The sequence below is a fragment of the Streptomyces sp. NPDC030862 genome, assembly GCF_055571835.1.
Window position 1 is genome coordinate 759,025 of the sequence record NZ_JBVIEN010000003.1, and the last position, 15,096, is coordinate 774,120.

A 15,096-nucleotide genomic window follows, 5' to 3' on the forward strand; every position below is an offset into this window, starting at 1 on the left:
ATGGCCCGGGCGGGGTCGATCCGAGATGGCCGGACGGCCGGGTGGAGGAGCGGTCAGCCGCCCGTGGTGGGGCCGCCGCTGCCGAAGCCACCGCTGGGCGCGCCGCGCCACTTGTGGTCGTGCTCGGTGCGCGGGGACGTGTCCGGCTCCGTGTTCTCGTGCTTCAGCTCGTACGGCATCACCCGGTCCTCGCGCTCGGACAGCTCGGCGGGCTTGCGGTAGCCCTCGGCCTCGCCCGGCAGGCCCGCGTCCGCCGGCCGGTGCGGCTGGTCGTCCGGCCTGGGCGGGGCCGGCTCCCGCGACCGGATGCGCCGTCCCAGCCAGAACGCGCCGATCAGGAACCCGACGAGGATGATCCCGGCCACGAGCGGGCCGATCCCGACAAGATGGTCCCTCTCGGCCAAATCCATGCTGTACGTGATGAGAGCGTCCATACCGCATGTGTACCCGCTGAGAGCGGAGTCAGACAAAGACAAAACTATGGTCATAAAAACGGTGAGTCCGTCTTTTGGTAATTGAGCTCTTCGAGTGACAACGCGCAACTGAAACCGCTCTGGGCTGTTGATCAGAACGACCCAAGCACCGGGTCTCTCGACGAGAAGGATGGACCATGATCAAGAAGGTTCTGGCTACCGCCGGCGTCGCTGCGGCCGTCCTGGGCGCCTCCGCGCCGATGGCCGCCGCCGTGGGCGACCGCGGGGTCGACACGCAGAACGGCAACTTCGCCACCCAGTCGTACGGCAACACCTACACCGGCGGCTACATGAGCCCGCAGATCGGCCTCATCCAGGGCTCCCTGAACAAGCCCTGCATCGGTCTGCCCGCCCAGCTCGACGTCCAGAACATCCTGCTCAACATCGGTGTTCAGGACATTCTGCAGGACACCCAGAACCAGACCTGCGCCGAGAACTCCACGGCGGTCAAGGGCGACGCGGCCCTGTCGCACATCCTGGAGGACGTCCTCTCGGAGAACGCCTCCGCCGCCGTCGACTAAGGGCGGACGCCTTCCGGCCCGCGTGTCCTCGAGTCGCGCGGGCCGGTCCCGGTGTGGTCCTCTCCGCGGTCACGCCACATGAAGGACCTCAGGAAAGACACTGCGCCCGGCGGTGGGCGCGGTTACGGACGACCCGAGCACACGGGTCTCTCGACGAGCAAGGATGAACCATGATCAAGAAGGTTCTGGCTACCGCCGGCGTCGCTGCGGCCGTGCTGGGCGTCACCGCGCCGATGGCCGCCGCCACGGGCGACCGGGGTGTCGACACGCAGAACGGCAACTTCTCGAAGCAGGTGTACGGCAACACCGCCACCGGCGGTCACATGAGCCCGCAGATCGGCCTCGTCCAGGGCACGCTGAACAAGCCCTGTGTCGGCCTGCCGGCCCAGGTTGACGTCCAGAACATCATCCTCAACATCGGTGTTCAGGACATCCTGCAGGACACCCAGAACCAGACCTGCGCCGAGAACTCCACGGCGGTCAAGGGCGACGCCGCCCTGTCGCACATCCTGGAGGACGTCATCTCCGAGAACTTCAGCGCCTCCGTCGACTGACACACGCGCAGCCTTCCGGTGTGACCACCAGGGCGGGCCCCGTATCCGAATCCACGGATGCGGGGCCCGCCCCGTTGTGCGACCCGGTGTACGACCCGGGCCGACGGCCGGGCGCGGTGCTCACTTCGCGTCGGCGTAGCACTCCACCGTCGCCGTCGTGAACGGAAACCGCACCGGTGTCTCCCCGAACGCGATCCGCCCGGCCGTGTCCCCGGCCGCGCGGATCGCTTCCGCGACCGCCGGGGCCTCCTCGGCCGGGCAGTGCACGATCACCTCGTCGTGCTGGAAGAACACCAGCTCGGCCCGCATGCCCGCCAGCGACCGACGCAGCGCGGCCAGCATCAGCAGCGCCCAGTCGGCGGCGCTGCCCTGCACCACGAAGTTCCGGGTGAACCGGCCGCGCGCGCGGGCGTTCACCGAGGCGTAGCCCGGGGTGAACTCGCCGTCGGACAGCGGTTCCTCGGTGCCCTCCTGGGGGAGGCCCGCCTCGTCCGCCTCGGCCGCGCCCGCCGCGCGGGGGCTCGTCCGGCCGAGCCAGGTGCGCACCAGCCGCCCCTCCTCGCCCGCCTTCGCCGCGTCGTCCACGTACGCCACCGCCCGGGGGAAGCGGCGGCGCAGCGCCGCCAGGTTCTTCAGGCCGTCGCCGCTGGTCTGTCCGTAGATCGCGCCGAGCAGCGCCAGCTTGGCGTGCGTCCGGTCGCCGGAGAAGGCACGGTCGGACAGGCGCGCGTAGAGGTCGTCGTCATGGCCCGCCACCTCCATCAGGCCCGGGTCGCGGGAGATGGCCGCCAGCACGCGGGGCTCCATCTGGTCCGCGTCCGCCACCACCAGCCGCCACCCCTCGTCGGCGACGACCGCGCGGCGGATCACCCGGGGGATCTGGAGCGCCCCGCCGCCGTTCGTCGTCCAGCGGCCGCTCACCGTGCCGCCCGGTACGTACTCCGGGCGGAAGCGGCCGTCGTGCACCCAGTCCTGGAGCCAGCCCCAGCCGTGGGCCGTCCAGATCCGGTACAGCTTCTTGTACGCGAGGAGCGGCGCGACCGCCGGGTGGTCGAGCTTCGCGAGCTCCCAGCGGCGCGTCGAGCGCACCTTGACCCCCGCTTCCGCGAACGCCTTGACCACCTCGGCGGGCAGGTCCGGGCGCACCCGGCGCCCGAAGGCCGCCGACACCTCGTCCGCGAGCTCCGCCAGCCGGCGCGGCTCGCCCCCGCCCGCGTACCGCTCGCCCAGGAGCTCACGCAGCAGCGCCCGGTGCACGTCGGCCCGCCACGGCAGGCCGGCCCGGGGCATCTCCGCGGCCACCAGCCACCCCGCCGACTCGGCCGCGGTCAGCAACCGCATCCGGCCCGGGTGCTCGGCGGCCTCGTGTCGTCGCCCCTGGTCCGCGTACACCTCCAGCAGGGCCTCGAAGGGGAGCGCCGACGGCCGCGGCTCGAACAGCGGCGCCTGCGACCCGGGCTCGGCGGCCCTCGGCGGCGGATCGGACGGTACGGGCAGGCCGTGCAGCCGCGCCCACGCCGCGGCCGCCGAGCGCGGCTCGCCGAGGCGCCCCTCGTGGCCGAGCAGCAGCTGCTCGGCGGCCTCGATGTCGTAACACCGCTCCACCCGGACGCCGGCGTCCAGCAGCCGGGGGTGGAGCGCGGCCGTGGAGCGCCACACCCAGCGGCCGACGTGCGGGCGCGAGCGGACCGCCTCGACGAGGTCCGGCTCGGTCAGCACGGGCCCGGCGGGCAGGCCGTCGCGCCCGAGGGGGGCGAGCCGCGCCCCGCCGCCCTCGGTGCCGTCGACCAGCCAGCGTTCGTTCACACCGGCGAGTCTCGCACCCGGCACCGACAATCCCGGGTGCCGGTAAGGTGGCGCGGAATTCCGGGACGGACGAAGGGTGACTCATGGCGCGTGCCGGGCTGACGGCCGACCGGCTGACGCGGGCGGCGGCGGATCTGGCGGACGAGGTGGGCCTGGACAAGGTCACCGTGTCGGCCCTGGCGCGGAGCTTCGGAGTCAAGGACGCGAGCCTGTACTCGCACGTCAAGAGCCTCGCCGACCTGCGCACGCGGGTCGCGGTCCTCGCCGCACGCGAGTTCGCCGACCGTCTCACGGCCGCGGTGGCCGGCCGCGCGGGCGGCGACGCGCTGCGGGCCTTCGCCGACGCGTACCGGGCCTTCGCCCTGGAGCACCCCGGGCGGTACGCGGCGTACCAGCTGCGGCTGGACCCGGCCGTGCTCGCCGAGTCGCCCGGTCACCTGCGCTCCATCGAGACCACGACCGCCGTGCTGAGCGGCTACGGGCTGACCGAGCCGGACCTCACGGACGCGGTCCGGCTGCTGCGCAGCACGTTCCACGGCTGGGCCGGCATCGAGGCGGCGTCGGGCTTCGCCCACCCGCGCGACGTCGACGCCTCCTGGCGGCGCGCGGTCGACGCGCTGGACGCGGTGCTGTCCCGCTGGCCGGCGCCCGCGGCCTGACGGCGGTTGTCGGTGGTGGCTGCGACCATGGTGTCCGGTGGGGAAGCGGCTGGTGAGGAGGCATGGCGATGTCGGTGGGGCACACGGGCGGATGGGCGCGGGTGCGCCGGGCCGTCGGTGAGCGGCGGCCATGAGCACCGCGGTCGACAAGGCGCTGGCCGCCGCCCTGTACGCCGAGGGTGACGCGGCCCTCGACACCGGCGCGTCCCTGCTCGCCGCCGAGCCCGCCGCCGACGCGGAGCTGGCGCGGCGCGGCGAGGAGTTCGTACGCCGGGCCTGGCAGCGCGGCTGGCAGCCCGCCGACGTCGTCCGCCTGGTGCGGCGTGACCTCGACGAGCACCACGTGCGGCTGGTGTCGGAGCTGATCGCCGCCGAGGCGCGGGCGTACGCCGAGCCGCCGCCCCGCTGGGCCGCGCAGCTCGCCGCGCTGCCCGCCGGCCCCGTGTGGCGCGCGGACCGCTTCTCGTACGCCACGGCCGTGCTGGAGCTGTACCGGCTGCTGGCCCGGCTGCCCGCGATCGAGCCGGTCGGCCCGGCGCCGGGCGCCGCCGTGCCGCACACGGTCCCGGTGCACGGCGAGCCGCGCATGCTCGGCCGGATCCGGGCGCTGCTCGCCAAGGCGGAGGCGACGGGGTACCCGGAGGAGGCGGAGGCGTTCACCGCGAAGGCGCAGGAGCTGATGGCGCGCCACAGCCTCGACGAGGCGGCGCTCGCGGCGCGCACGCACAGCGCGGACGCGCCCGCCGCGATACGGATCGGCGTCGACGCGCCGTACGAGACCGCGAAGGCGATCCTGCTGGACGCCGTCGCGGCGGCGAACCACTGCCGGGCCGTGTGGAACGAGGCCTTCGGCTTCTCGACGGTCGTCGGCTACGAACCGGACCTGGAGGTCGTCGAGCTCCTCTACACCTCGCTGCTGGTGCAGGGCACGGGCGCGATGACGAAGGCGGAGGCCGGGCAGAGGGCGGGCGGACGGAAGCGGACGAAGACGTTCCGGCAGTCGTTCCTGCTGGCGTACGCGCAGCGGATAGGCGACCGGCTGGCGGCCACGTCGCGCCGCGTCGCCGCCGGTGAACCGACGCTGCTGCCGGTCCTGGCCGCGCGGGACGTGGCGGTGACGGCGCAGGCGGACCGGATGTTCCCGGCGACGACGACCACGCGCGTGCGCGGCGCGGTGGACGCGGCGGGCTGGGAGCACGGCCGCGACGCGGCCGACCGGGCCCGGACCGAGCCTCCGGGAGGCGCGCTGCCCCGCTAGGCGCGCTGCCCGCTGAGTGCGTGCCTGCGGTGCGCGGTGGCTCCTGTCCGGTGGGGCTTCGCCTGGTGTGGGGTGGCTCCTGCCCGTGGGTGGGTTTACGTTGCGCGGTGGCTCGCGGTGCGCGGTGGCTCGTGCCGGTGGGCTTTGGGCGGGTGCCGGGGGTTCCGGTGGGGGGTGGTCGGACTCTCGTTCACCGCGCTTCGCGCGCGTTCAGTCGTTTGACGTCCGACCACCCCCCACGCTCCACCCCCGTCCCCCTCACGCGGGTGGCCGTTTCCGCCGAAGGTGCGTGCGTCCGGTATGTGGTGGTATGCCGTTACCCTCGTCCCCATGACCTGGCTCCGCGCGCTCAAGGCGACCGCCCGTGCGGGGCTCACGGTGGAGCGGCGCAGGCTGGAGCCGCTGATCGCGCTGCGGGGAGCCGCCGGGCTGGCGCTGGTCGTCGGGGTGAGCCTCGCGGCGTTCGGGACCACCGTGGCGGTGAGTTCGGCGTTCGGGGCGTTCCAGGCCGCGGTCGCCACGTTCCAGCGCAGCTGGCGGCCGCGGCCGACGCTGGCGCTCGCGTCCGGGGTGAGCCTCGCCGTGTCGACCTTCGTGGGCTACCTGACGGGTGCCCACCCGGTGCTGTTCCTCTGCCTGCTGGTGGCGTGGACCTTCCTCGCCGGTCTCGCGTGGGTCGCCGGGCCCACGGCCGGGGTCATCGCGTCGTCGAACGTCGCCATCATGCTGGTCACCGTCACCCTCCCCACCTCCGTCGCCGCCGCGGCCGGTCACGCGCTCGTCATCGCCGCCGGCGGGCTCGTCCAGGCCGCGCTCATCGTGCTCGTGCCCCTCCGCCGCTGGGGCCCGCACCGCGATGCGCTCGCCGACGCGCTGGCCGCCGAAGCCGACTACGCGCGGCGGCTGCGGCACGACCCGTCGGCGCCCTTCGACCCGGTGCCGCTCATGACGGCCCGCAGCGCCGCCGCCGTCACCCGCCGCCAGGCCCGCCGCCGGCCGGCCGAGCTGCACGGGGCGCGCGGGCTCGCCGAGCGCATCCGGCCGGTGCTCGCCTCGCTCGCCGACCCGGCGGTCGGCGTCCCGCACGAGGGTCCGCAGCGCGCGCGGGTGCGCGAACTCCTCGACGCCGCCGGGGCCGTGCTCGACACCGCCGCCGGCGCGATCCGCCACGGCCGGCCGGCCATCATCCCGCCCGCCGCCCTCGCCGCGCTCCGCACCCCCGACACCGGGGCGATCCTCACCGGCCCGGCCCGCCGCGCGGCCGTCCGCCTCGCCGCCCTCCTGGAGGACGTCGTCGAGACGGCGACGCCCAGCGGGCGGGCCGAACCGGGCGAGGCCCGCCCGCGGCCCTCGCTGCTGAGCCTGGTGCCCGGCGTCGTACGCGACCTCCGGGGCGAACTGCGCGGCGGCTCGCCCGTCTTCCGGCACGCCGTGCGCGTCTCGGCCGTCGCCGGGCTCGGGTACCTCCTCGGTACGGCGCTGCCCCTCGGGCACGGGTACTGGGCGCCGATGGCCGCCGTCATGGCCATGCGCCCCGACTTCACGCAGACCTACGCCCGCGCGGTGGCCCGCTTCTGCGGCACCCTGCTCGGCGTGGCGCTGGCCACCGCCGTCGTGCGGACCGCGACCCCGGGCACGTACACCTCCGCCGCGCTCGCCGTGGCGTGCGCCTTCGGGATGTTCCTGCTGATGCGCACGGGCTACGCCGCCGCGCAGGTCTGCGTCTCGGCGTACGTCGTCTTCCTGCTCGGCATGGGCGGCGAGACCTGGGACCAGACCGTCCCGGAGCGGGTGCTGCTGACGCTGCTCGGCGGGGTGCTGGCGATGGTGGCGTACGCCGTGTACCCGGCGTGGGAGACGCCTCGGCTGCGCGCCCGGCTCGCCGACTGGCTGGCGGCGGACGGGCGGTACGCCGCCTGCGTGCTCGCCCACTACGCCCACCCGGCCGCCGGCCGCGACGCCGCCGACGTACGCGAGGCCGTGCTCGCCACCCGTACCGCCCGGGTCGCCTGGCAGGAGGCCCACGCGCGCGCCACCCACGAACCGGTCAGGCACCGCGGCCTGTCCCACACCGCCGCCGACGGCGCGGAGCAGGCCCTCGCGCAGCTGGGCCGGGCCACGATGCTGATGGAGGCCCACCTCCCGGACCGCGACGCCGCCCCGCTCCCCGCGGCCGCCGCCCTCGCGGACGCCCTGCGCCGCGCGACCGAACGCGGCGCCAAGGACATCCGCGAGGGCCGCGTGCCGCGCTGGGACGAGGTCCATACCGGGGACGACGAGGTCCCCGAGCCGGTCGTACGCGAGGGGGTGCGCCTGCTGCGCGAGGCGCTGGAGTCGCTCTCCGACGCCCTGCGGGAACCGGACCGGCGTTAGGGCTGCGGCGGCAGGGACGGCAGTGACGTCGGGACGTTCTCCCCGGTCGGCGCCTTGGTGAGGGTGTCCGTCGTGCCGCTCTCCCACGTCACGACGAGCTTCCCGCCCCCGGCCTCCCGCGCGGTGCCGCGTGCCCGGCCGGTGTCGCCGTCCCGGCACTTCACCGTCAGGGACACCGCGCCCGGTCCCGCGTCCCTCGCGGAGCCCTGGCAGAGCCGGGACTCCGCGAGGACGACGACGTGGCCCTTCTTGACGGTGAGGTTCACGGCCTTGCCGTCGGTGACGCCGAGCCACGCGCCTTCGAGGGCCGGGGCGGGTGGGGGCGTGGCCGGGGACGCGGTGGGGGAAGGGGGCGCGGTGGCCGGGCCGCCGTCGGCCTTCCCCCGGCCGTCGCCCGTGTCCGCGCCACCGCCGCAGCCGGTCAGGGCGAGCGCGACCGCGCAGCCGGCCGCCGTGACGGCCGTGTTCCGTACGAGCCTCTGTACGTTCACGCCGTCAAGCTACCAGCCGGTACGCGCCGTTGGCGTGCTACCAGGAGGACTTGCGCACCCCCGGCAGGAACCCGGCGTGCGCCTGCTGCCGCACGTTCACCCGGGACATGCCGAACTTCCGCAGGTGGCCGCGCGGCCGCCCGTCCACGCTGTCCCGGTTGCGTACGCGCGTGGCGCTGGCGTCGCGCGGCTGGCGGCGCAGTTCCGCCTGGGCGGCGAGGCGGTCGGCCTCCGGCGTCGAGGGGCGGCGGATGAGCGCCTTCAGCTCGGCGCGCCGGGCCGCGTACCGCTCGACGACCGTCTTGCGCTGCTCGTTGCGCGCGATCTTGCTCTTCTTCGCCATCAGACCTTCACCCCACGGGCGCGGATGCGGGCCACCGCCGCCTCGATGCCGATGGCGTCGACGGTCTTGATGCCCTTGGTGGACAGGGTCAGCCGGACGTACCGGCCCTCGCTCGGCAGCCAGTAGCGCTTGCGCTGGATGTTGGGGTCGAAGCGGCGTGACGTACGCCGGTGCGAGTGCGAGATGCGGTTGCCGAAGCCCGGCTGGGCGCCGGTCAGCTGGCAGTGGGCGGACAAGGTGACCTACCTCTCGTGAGCCTTCCAAGACTGTGGCTTGGTAATGGAAACCATTTTCACATACTCTCGCCGCATGGCCCGCAACGAACTCCGACCGGTCATCAAGCTCCGGTCCACCGCCGGCACCGGCTACACCTACGTGACCCGCAAGAACCGCCGTAACGACCCCGACCGCATGACGCTGCGCAAGTACGACCCGGTCGTCGGGCGGCACGTCGACTTCCGAGAGGAGCGCTGAGTCCAGCGATGAAGCCCGGAATCCACCCCCCGTACGAGCCCGTCGTCTTCCGCGACAAGGCCGGCGGCTTCGCCTTCCTGACCCGGTCGACCGCCACCAGCGACAAGACGGTCGAGTGGGAGGACGGCAACACCTACCCCGTCATCGACGTCGAGATCTCCTCCGCGAGCCACCCCTTCTACACGGGCCAGGCACGCGTGCTGGACACGGCCGGGCGCGTGGAGAAGTTCCAGAAGCGCTACGGGGCCGACGGCCGCCGCGGGGCGCGCTGATGCTGTCCGTCGCGATCGTCGGCGGGCTGCACGCGGACGCCCGCGCCGCCGCCGTGGAGCGGCTGCTCGCCACCGTCCCCGGCAGTGTGGCGCTCCACCACGACCTGTCGACGGCGCCCGAGGGCACGGTGACGCGCACGGTCCGGGACGCCACCGGCGTGCTGTCGACGGGCGAGACGCCGCTGGTCAACGACTGCGCCTGCTGCGCGCTCCGCGAGGACCTGGTGCCCGAGCTGGAGCGGCTGGCCGACGCCGGGCTCACCCGGCTCGCGGTCGTCGAGCTGTGGGACTCGGTCGAGCCCAAGGCGATGGCCGAGGTGGTCGCGGCGGCCGGACTGCGCGTCACCTCCGTCATCACCGCCGTGGACCCGGCACTCCTCCTGCCGTACCTCGGCAACGGCGACGACCTGATGGACGCGGGCCTCGCCGCGGCCGCCACAGACCAGCGCACCGTCGCCGACACCTGGGCGCGCCAGCTGGAGTACGCGCCCGTGCTCGCCGTCCTCGACAGCCCCGAGGCCGACGACGAGGACCGCGCGCTCCTCGCCCAGCTGCACCCGACCGCCCGCCGGGTCCCGGTGGAGGGCGACCTGGCGGCGGCCGCACTGGGGGGCTTCGACGTGGAGGCCGCGGCGGCCGCCCAGCACCCGGCGTGCGCGCTGCTGCCGCAGGACGCGGACGCGCACGGCGTCGGTACGTACGTATGGCGGCGGCGCCGGCCGTTCCACCCGGGGCGGCTGTACGCGGCGCTGGAGGACCTGTGCTGCGCGGCCGCCCGCAGCCGGGGGCGGTTCTGGCTGGCCGACCGGCCCGACACGCTGCTGGCCTGGGACGCGGCGGGCGGCGCGCTGTGCGTCGAGCCCGCCGGGCCGTGGCTCGCCTCGCTGCCGGACGCCGCCTGGGAGATGGTCCCGCCGATGCGCCGGGCGGCGGCCGCGCTGGACTGGGACCCCGAGCACGGGGACCGCTGCCAGCACCTCGTCTTCACCTCGCCGGGCCTGGACCGCGAGGGGCTCGCCGAGCTCCTCGACTCCTGCCTGCTCACCGACGCGGAGTACGCCGCGGGCCGCGAGGCCTGGCAGCGGCTGCCGTCCGCCTTCGACTCCCTCCTGGAGGTCTGACCCCATGTCCCCCCGCCGCTCGGCCGCCGACCGCAAGCCCGCGAAGAACCGGCCGAACCCGCTGGACCGCGACGGCATCACGTACATCGACTACAAGGACACCGATCTGCTGCGGAAGTTCATCTCGGACCGCGGCAAGATCCGCAGCAGGCGTGTGACGCGCGTCTCGGCCCAGCAGCAGCGGATGCTGGCGCGGGCCGTCAAGAACGCCCGCGAGATGGCGCTGCTGCCGTACTCGTCGTCCTCGCGCTGACGTCCCACCGCGCGCGTAAACAGGCCCCCCGCCCGCCCGGCGGGGGGCCTTCGTGTGCGTACCGGGGCAGGTGCGGGAGCCGGAAAGGCCTTTCGCGCGTCTTTACTCCTGGACGGGGGCTGTAACGGAAGGGCCACCCGGCGTGCACGTGCATCTGCTCATGCAGCTGCACAGGAAAGAAAGCTATGATCGCGCATAGTTGACACCTGCACCATGTATCTCGGGGGAGCGTCCTGTGCACCACGTGTACAACGGCATGGCGGCCACAGAGCTTCACGGGGTCGTCTGGCAGAAGAGCAGGCACAGCAACTCGCAGGGCTCCTGTGTGGAGTTCGCCAAGCTGCCGGGCGGCGACGTCGCCGTACGCAATTCGCGGCACCCGGACGGGCCCGCGCTGGTCTACACGCCGGCGGAGATAGAGGCGCTGTTGCTGGGTGTGAAGGACGGGGAGTTCGACCACCTGGTCGGCGGCTGAGGCGCGGCGGCCGAGCCGCCGCCCCTCGTTACGGCGCCGCCCCTCCTTACGGCGCCGGGGTCGCGCCCGCGGCGCCCGCCCCGCCCGCCGGCGTGTCCGGGAGCCGGAACAGCGCCCAGACCACCTTCCCGCGCAGCGTCCCGGCCAGCGGGTGCCAGCCCCAGCTGTCGCTGAAGGACTCGACCAGGAGCAGGCCCCGGCCCGACTCGGCCGAGAAGTCCTCGGCGGACTCGCGCGCGGTCGGGCTGTCCGGGCTCGGGTCGCGGACCGCGCACACCAGCCGGCTCGCCCAGCGCATCAGGTGCAGCCGCACCGAGGGCGACTCGCCGGGGGAGACGGTGTCACGGCCGGACGCGTCCGCGGGCAGCGCGTGCCGCAGCGCGTTGGTGACGAGTTCCGAGACGACCAGCGAGACGTCGTCGAAGCGGTCGCCCAGGTGCCACTGGTCCAGCGTCGCCCGGGTGAACTGGCGTGCGCCGCGCACCGCTTCGTAGCGGGCCGGCAGTGCGCAGGAGGCGGAGGTGGAGACGGAAGCGGCATCGATCGGAGGAAGCCCCTGCCTTAACGGCTCGAGCATGGTCGATCCATTCGTCCCCATGCGAGGCACTCCCGGGATTCGCGGCTGTGGTGCGACAACACGAACGAGTACGCAGGTGCGCGGGGACCATGGTTCCGAATGCGACCACCTGATGCAAGGGCAGATGCACGTGCACGTGCCCGACCTGTCCACCCCCGTGACGGTTACTGGCCATATCTTCCGGCGACGGATTTCACTCCGGTGCTCGTCACGGCGGCTCCGCGCGGTCAGGGCTTCGCCTATCAGTAATCGAATGAGTACACGCTGAAGCGTTTGGTGGCAGAATCCGGCATCTCGGGGCTCGGGGGTGCTCCGTCGTACACATCAGCGATGGGGAGGGTTGGAGACGTGACCGCAAGTGAATCGAGCGGTTCCGTGGTGCGGCGCATCCTGCTGGGCTCGCAGCTGCGACGGCTGCGCGAGTCGCGCGGCATCACCCGTGAGGCCGCCGGCTACTCGATCCGGGCGTCCGAATCAAAGATCAGCCGCATGGAGTTGGGACGGGTGAGCTTCAAGGCGAGGGATGTCGAGGACCTGCTCACCCTCTACGGGGTCACCGACGAGACCGAGCGGGAGTCGCTCCTCGGGCTCGCCCGCGAGGCCAACATGGCCGGCTGGTGGCACAGTTACGGCGACGTGCTGCCGGGCTGGTTCCAGACGTACATCGGACTGGAGAGCGCCGCCTCGCTCATCAGGATCTACGAGGTGCAGTTCGTGCACGGCCTGCTGCAGACCGAGGAGTACGCGCACGCCGTCGTCACGCGCGGCATGCCCGACGCCCCGCGCGCCGAGATCGACCGCCGGGTCGCGCTGCGCCTGGAGCGGCAGAAGATCCTCGTCTCCGAGCGGGCACCGCACTTTCACGCCGTTCTCGACGAGGCCGCCCTGCGCCGCCCGTACGGCGACCGCGCCGTGATGCGCGACCAGCTCAAGCACCTGATCGAGATCTCGGAGCGGCCCAACGTCACCCTCCAGGTCATGCCGTTCAGCTTCGGCGGCCACGCGGGCGAGAGCGGCGCCTTCACCCTGCTGCGCTTCCCCGAGTCCGACCTCTCCGACATCGTCTACCTGGAGCAACTGACGAGCGCGCTGTACCTCGACAAGCGCGAGGAGGTCGCCCAGTACGAGCGGGTCATGGGGCGGCTGCATCAGGACAGCCCGGGGCCGGAGGAGAGCCGGGATCTTCTCAGAGGTCTCCTCCAACTCACCTGACTCGTCAGTACGATGACGACGCGTCAACGCAGCGGAACCGACCACCCACTGAGCCTGCACGCCCGCACGCCTACGCGCCTGCCTGCCTGCCGGAAGGAATGGCATGTCGTACTTCACAGACCTGGCCCTGCAGTACATAGACGGTGAGTGGCGGGCCGGCGGCGGCTCGTGGGACATCATCGACTTCAACCCGTACAACGAGGAGAAGCTCGCCTCCATCACCGTCGCCACCGTCGACGAGATAGACCAGGCCTACCGCGCGGCCGAGCGGGCCCAGCGCGCGTGGGCCGACACCAACCCGTACACGCGCCGTGCCGTCTTCGAGCGGGCGCTGCGGATCATCGAGGAGCGCGAGGGCGAGATCACCGAGGCGATCATCGCCGAACTCGGCGGCACGCGCACCAAGGCGGCCTTCGAGCTCCACCTCGCCAAGGAGTTCCTGCGCGAGGCGATCCACCTGGCGCTCGCCCCCGAGGGCCGCATCGTGCCGTCGCCGGTCGACGGCAAGGAGAACCGTCTCTACCGCGTCCCGGTCGGGGTCGTGGGCGTCATCAGCCCCTTCAACTTCCCCTTCCTGCTGTCGATCAAGTCCGTCGCCCCGGCCCTCGCGCTCGGCAACGCGGTCGTCCTCAAGCCGCACCAGAACACCCCGATCCTCGGCGGCACCCTGGTCGCGAAGGTCTTCGAGGACGCGGGCCTGCCGCCCGGCCTGCTCAACGTCGTGATCACCGACATCGCCGAGATCGGCGACGCGCTCATCGAGCACCCGGTACCCAAGGTCATCTCCTTCACCGGCTCCGACCGGGTCGGCCGCCACGTCGCCACCGTCTGCGCCGCGAACTTCAAGCGGTCCGTCCTGGAGCTCGGCGGCAACAGCGCCCTCATCGTCCTGGACGACGCGGACGTCGACTACGCCGTAGACGCGGCGGTCTTCAGCCGCTTCGTGCACCAGGGGCAGGTCTGCATGGCCGCGAACCGGATCCTGGTGGACCGGTCGGTGGAGCGGGAGTTCACCGAGAAGTTCGTCGCCAAGGTGCGCACCCTCAAGGCCGGCGACCCGGCGGACCCGGCCACCCACCTGGGGCCGCTCATCAACTCCACGCAGGCGGAGGCCGTCTCCTCGCTCGTCGACCAGACCGTCGAGGCGGGTGCGACCGCGCTGGTGCGCGGCACCGTCGAGGGCAACGTCGTGGCGCCGACCGTCCTGACCGGCCTGCCGGCCGACTCCCCGGTCCTGAGCCAGGAGATCTTCGGCCCGGTGGCGATCCTCATCCCCTTCGACGGGGAGGAGGAGGCCGTACGGATCGCCAACGACACCCCGTACGGCCTGAGCGGCGCCGTCCACACGGGCGATGTGGAGCGCGGGGTGCGGCTCGCGCAGCGCGTCCACACCGGCATGATCCACATCAACGACGGCACCGTGCACGACGAGCCGATCGTGCCGTTCGGCGGCGAGAAGCACTCGGGTGTCGGGCGGCTGAACGGCGAGGCGACGGTGGACGCGTTCACCACGTACAAGTGGATCTCGATCCAGTACGGCCGCAGCCGGTTCCCGTTCTGAGTAGAGGACACGAACTGTCCTCAACCGGCCGTAGTGTGGCGGGTGTTGGAGGGGCGCAGTCGGCGCCCCTCCCCCTGGCCGGAAGGCGGACGGATCATGGTCACTCACGTTCCCGCGGAGGCTCACGGCGACGAGCGCGGCGCACTGCTCGCCTTCATCGAGGCGCAGCGCGGCGGGGTCCGGCGCGCGGTGCTCGGGCTGACCGAGGAGCAGGCGGCGACCCGGCCCAGCGCCAGTGAGCTGTCGCTGTCGGGGCTGCTCAAGCACACCGCCCAGGCGGAGCTGTCCTGGCTGCGACTGGCCCAGCAGGCGCCGAACGAACTCAACCCCAGCCCTGAGATGTTCGCCCAGAGTTTCCGCCTGATGGAGGACGAGTCGGTCGAGGGTCTGCTCGCGTTCTGGGACCGGGTGGCGAAGGAGACCGAGGAGTTCCTGCGGACGGTGCCGAGCCTGGACGACACCTTCCCGCTGCCGGAGGCGCCCTGGTTCCCGAAGGACGGGCGGGTGTCGATGCGCTGGATGGCGCTGCACCTGGTGGAGGAGATCGCCCGGCACGCCGGTCACGCCGACATCATCCGGGAGTCGCTGGACGGGAAGACGGCGTTCGAGCTGGTGGACATGGAGCGCGACGCGTAGGGGGTGTCCGGCTGCGTAGCCTGGTCGAGGTCGACTA

General features: G+C 73.2%; 19 protein-coding genes. 13 read left to right on the forward strand and 6 right to left on the reverse strand.

Annotated elements, in window-relative coordinates; translation table 11 throughout:
- Window positions 1–53 precede the first annotated feature (53 nt).
- Complete coding sequence (locus ACZ42X_RS11565; RefSeq protein WP_468287190.1) at window positions 54–434, reverse strand: DUF6479 family protein; 381 nt, start codon at window positions 432–434, stop codon at window positions 54–56.
- A 176-nt stretch (window positions 435–610) separates the two neighbouring features.
- Here ACZ42X_RS11565 and ACZ42X_RS11570 point away from each other — a divergent pair, with 176 nt between their 5' ends.
- Both ACZ42X_RS11570 and ACZ42X_RS11575 read left to right on the forward strand, forming a co-directional pair.
- Window positions 611–994: a rodlin gene (locus ACZ42X_RS11570; RefSeq protein WP_468287193.1), complete on the forward strand. Its 384-nt coding sequence runs from the start codon at window positions 611–613 to the stop codon at window positions 992–994.
- A 170-nt stretch (window positions 995–1,164) separates the two neighbouring features.
- The gene (locus ACZ42X_RS11575) at window positions 1,165–1,548 is read left to right on the forward strand and encodes a rodlin (RefSeq protein WP_468287196.1); all 384 of its coding nucleotides are present in this window, start codon (window positions 1,165–1,167) and stop codon (window positions 1,546–1,548) included.
- Window positions 1,549–1,668: 120 nt separating this feature from the next.
- Here ACZ42X_RS11575 and ACZ42X_RS11580 read toward each other — a convergent pair whose 3' ends face one another.
- Window positions 1,669–3,354 (reverse strand): bifunctional 3'-5' exonuclease/DNA polymerase, encoded by a 1,686-nt coding sequence (locus tag ACZ42X_RS11580; protein ID WP_468287199.1) that lies wholly within the window; start codon window positions 3,352–3,354, stop codon window positions 1,669–1,671.
- A gap of 83 nt (window positions 3,355–3,437) precedes the next feature.
- On the opposite strand from ACZ42X_RS11580, the gene ACZ42X_RS11585 reads away from it, so the two are divergent.
- The 3 genes from ACZ42X_RS11585 to ACZ42X_RS11595 all read left to right on the forward strand — a co-directional run bounded on the left by ACZ42X_RS11585 (window position 3,438) and on the right by ACZ42X_RS11595 (window position 7,644).
- Window positions 3,438–4,013: a TetR/AcrR family transcriptional regulator gene (locus ACZ42X_RS11585; protein ID WP_361425853.1), complete on the forward strand. Its 576-nt coding sequence runs from the start codon at window positions 3,438–3,440 to the stop codon at window positions 4,011–4,013.
- Between the two features lie 130 nt (window positions 4,014–4,143).
- On the forward strand, window positions 4,144–5,271 hold the full coding sequence (locus ACZ42X_RS11590) for a DUF2786 domain-containing protein (protein WP_468287203.1): 1,128 nt from the start codon (window positions 4,144–4,146) through the stop codon (window positions 5,269–5,271).
- 330 nt (window positions 5,272–5,601) lie between these two features.
- Window positions 5,602–7,644 carry an FUSC family protein gene (locus tag ACZ42X_RS11595; protein WP_468287206.1) on the forward strand — a complete coding sequence of 681 codons (2,043 nt, stop codon included), beginning with the start codon at window positions 5,602–5,604 and terminating at the stop codon, window positions 7,642–7,644.
- Here ACZ42X_RS11595 and ACZ42X_RS11600 read toward each other — a convergent pair.
- Genes ACZ42X_RS11600 through rpmB form a run of 3 tightly spaced genes read right to left on the reverse strand, consistent with a single transcriptional unit; the run spans window position 7,641 to window position 8,714 of the window.
- Window positions 7,641–8,135, reverse strand: a complete 495-nt coding sequence (locus ACZ42X_RS11600; RefSeq protein ID WP_468287209.1) for a hypothetical protein — start codon at window positions 8,133–8,135, stop codon at window positions 7,641–7,643. The genes ACZ42X_RS11595 and ACZ42X_RS11600 overlap by 4 nt on opposite strands.
- A 37-nt stretch (window positions 8,136–8,172) precedes the next feature.
- Complete coding sequence (gene rpsN / locus ACZ42X_RS11605; protein ID WP_361428625.1) at window positions 8,173–8,478, reverse strand: 30S ribosomal protein S14; 306 nt, start codon at window positions 8,476–8,478, stop codon at window positions 8,173–8,175.
- Complete coding sequence (gene rpmB, locus ACZ42X_RS11610) at window positions 8,478–8,714, reverse strand: 50S ribosomal protein L28 (protein ID WP_361428623.1); 237 nt, start codon at window positions 8,712–8,714, stop codon at window positions 8,478–8,480. Before rpmB ends, rpsN begins: the two co-directional genes overlap by 1 nt.
- 73 nt (window positions 8,715–8,787) lie before the next feature.
- Between rpmB and rpmG the strand changes: the two genes are divergently transcribed.
- The 5 genes from rpmG to ACZ42X_RS11635 all read left to right on the forward strand — a co-directional run bounded on the left by rpmG (window position 8,788) and on the right by ACZ42X_RS11635 (window position 11,073).
- The gene (rpmG, locus tag ACZ42X_RS11615; RefSeq protein WP_003999141.1) at window positions 8,788–8,952 is read left to right on the forward strand and encodes a 50S ribosomal protein L33; all 165 of its coding nucleotides are present in this window, start codon (window positions 8,788–8,790) and stop codon (window positions 8,950–8,952) included.
- A gap of 8 nt (window positions 8,953–8,960) precedes the next feature.
- Window positions 8,961–9,224, forward strand: a complete 264-nt coding sequence (locus ACZ42X_RS11620; RefSeq protein ID WP_355363116.1) for a type B 50S ribosomal protein L31 — start codon at window positions 8,961–8,963, stop codon at window positions 9,222–9,224.
- A complete protein-coding gene (locus tag ACZ42X_RS11625; RefSeq protein WP_468287214.1) occupies window positions 9,224–10,345 on the forward strand; it encodes a CobW family GTP-binding protein in 1,122 nt (373 codons plus the stop codon). Before ACZ42X_RS11620 ends, ACZ42X_RS11625 begins: the two co-directional genes overlap by 1 nt.
- Before the next feature lie 4 nt (window positions 10,346–10,349).
- Complete coding sequence (rpsR, locus tag ACZ42X_RS11630; RefSeq protein WP_361428617.1) at window positions 10,350–10,598, forward strand: 30S ribosomal protein S18; 249 nt, start codon at window positions 10,350–10,352, stop codon at window positions 10,596–10,598.
- A gap of 235 nt (window positions 10,599–10,833) precedes the next feature.
- A complete protein-coding gene (locus ACZ42X_RS11635) occupies window positions 10,834–11,073 on the forward strand; it encodes a DUF397 domain-containing protein (protein ID WP_355363110.1) in 240 nt (79 codons plus the stop codon).
- Between the two features lie 46 nt (window positions 11,074–11,119).
- Here the strand turns inward: ACZ42X_RS11635 and ACZ42X_RS11640 are convergent, their stop codons facing one another.
- On the reverse strand, window positions 11,120–11,671 hold the full coding sequence (locus ACZ42X_RS11640) for an ATP-binding protein (protein WP_468287218.1): 552 nt from the start codon (window positions 11,669–11,671) through the stop codon (window positions 11,120–11,122).
- 309 nt (window positions 11,672–11,980) lie between these two features.
- Here ACZ42X_RS11640 and ACZ42X_RS11645 point away from each other — a divergent pair, with 309 nt between their 5' ends.
- From ACZ42X_RS11645 to ACZ42X_RS11655, 3 genes are all read left to right on the forward strand, one after another.
- Window positions 11,981–12,862: a helix-turn-helix domain-containing protein gene (locus tag ACZ42X_RS11645; protein ID WP_361428613.1), complete on the forward strand. Its 882-nt coding sequence runs from the start codon at window positions 11,981–11,983 to the stop codon at window positions 12,860–12,862.
- Between the two features lie 103 nt (window positions 12,863–12,965).
- The gene (locus tag ACZ42X_RS11650; protein ID WP_468287221.1) at window positions 12,966–14,423 is read left to right on the forward strand and encodes an aldehyde dehydrogenase family protein; all 1,458 of its coding nucleotides are present in this window, start codon (window positions 12,966–12,968) and stop codon (window positions 14,421–14,423) included.
- Between the two features lie 96 nt (window positions 14,424–14,519).
- The gene (locus ACZ42X_RS11655; RefSeq protein WP_468287224.1) at window positions 14,520–15,059 is read left to right on the forward strand and encodes a DinB family protein; all 540 of its coding nucleotides are present in this window, start codon (window positions 14,520–14,522) and stop codon (window positions 15,057–15,059) included.
- Window positions 15,060–15,096 lie beyond the last annotated feature (37 nt).

Excerpts from the sequence above, each read along its gene's own strand:
- rpsR (WP_361428617.1), top strand. The coding sequence starts at position 10,350 with ATGTCCCCCCGCCGCTCGGCCGCCGACCGCAAGCCCGCGAAGAACCGG.
- ACZ42X_RS11655 (WP_468287224.1), top strand. The coding sequence starts at position 14,520 with ATGGTCACTCACGTTCCCGCGGAGGCTCACGGCGACGAGCGCGGCGCA.
- rpmG (WP_003999141.1), top strand. The coding sequence starts at position 8,788 with ATGGCCCGCAACGAACTCCGACCGGTCATCAAGCTCCGGTCCACCGCC.
- rpsN (WP_361428625.1), bottom strand. The coding sequence starts at position 8,478 with ATGGCGAAGAAGAGCAAGATCGCGCGCAACGAGCAGCGCAAGACGGTC.
- ACZ42X_RS11595 (WP_468287206.1), top strand. The coding sequence starts at position 5,602 with ATGACCTGGCTCCGCGCGCTCAAGGCGACCGCCCGTGCGGGGCTCACG.
- ACZ42X_RS11645 (WP_361428613.1), top strand. The coding sequence starts at position 11,981 with ATGGGGAGGGTTGGAGACGTGACCGCAAGTGAATCGAGCGGTTCCGTG.
- ACZ42X_RS11575 (WP_468287196.1), top strand. The coding sequence starts at position 1,165 with ATGATCAAGAAGGTTCTGGCTACCGCCGGCGTCGCTGCGGCCGTGCTG.
- ACZ42X_RS11565 (WP_468287190.1), bottom strand. The coding sequence starts at position 434 with ATGGACGCTCTCATCACGTACAGCATGGATTTGGCCGAGAGGGACCAT.
- ACZ42X_RS11585 (WP_361425853.1), top strand. The coding sequence starts at position 3,438 with ATGGCGCGTGCCGGGCTGACGGCCGACCGGCTGACGCGGGCGGCGGCG.
- ACZ42X_RS11570 (WP_468287193.1), top strand. The coding sequence starts at position 611 with ATGATCAAGAAGGTTCTGGCTACCGCCGGCGTCGCTGCGGCCGTCCTG.
- ACZ42X_RS11620 (WP_355363116.1), top strand. The coding sequence starts at position 8,961 with ATGAAGCCCGGAATCCACCCCCCGTACGAGCCCGTCGTCTTCCGCGAC.
- ACZ42X_RS11590 (WP_468287203.1), top strand. The coding sequence starts at position 4,144 with ATGAGCACCGCGGTCGACAAGGCGCTGGCCGCCGCCCTGTACGCCGAG.
- ACZ42X_RS11640 (WP_468287218.1), bottom strand. The coding sequence starts at position 11,671 with ATGGGGACGAATGGATCGACCATGCTCGAGCCGTTAAGGCAGGGGCTT.
- ACZ42X_RS11625 (WP_468287214.1), top strand. The coding sequence starts at position 9,224 with ATGCTGTCCGTCGCGATCGTCGGCGGGCTGCACGCGGACGCCCGCGCC.
- ACZ42X_RS11650 (WP_468287221.1), top strand. The coding sequence starts at position 12,966 with ATGTCGTACTTCACAGACCTGGCCCTGCAGTACATAGACGGTGAGTGG.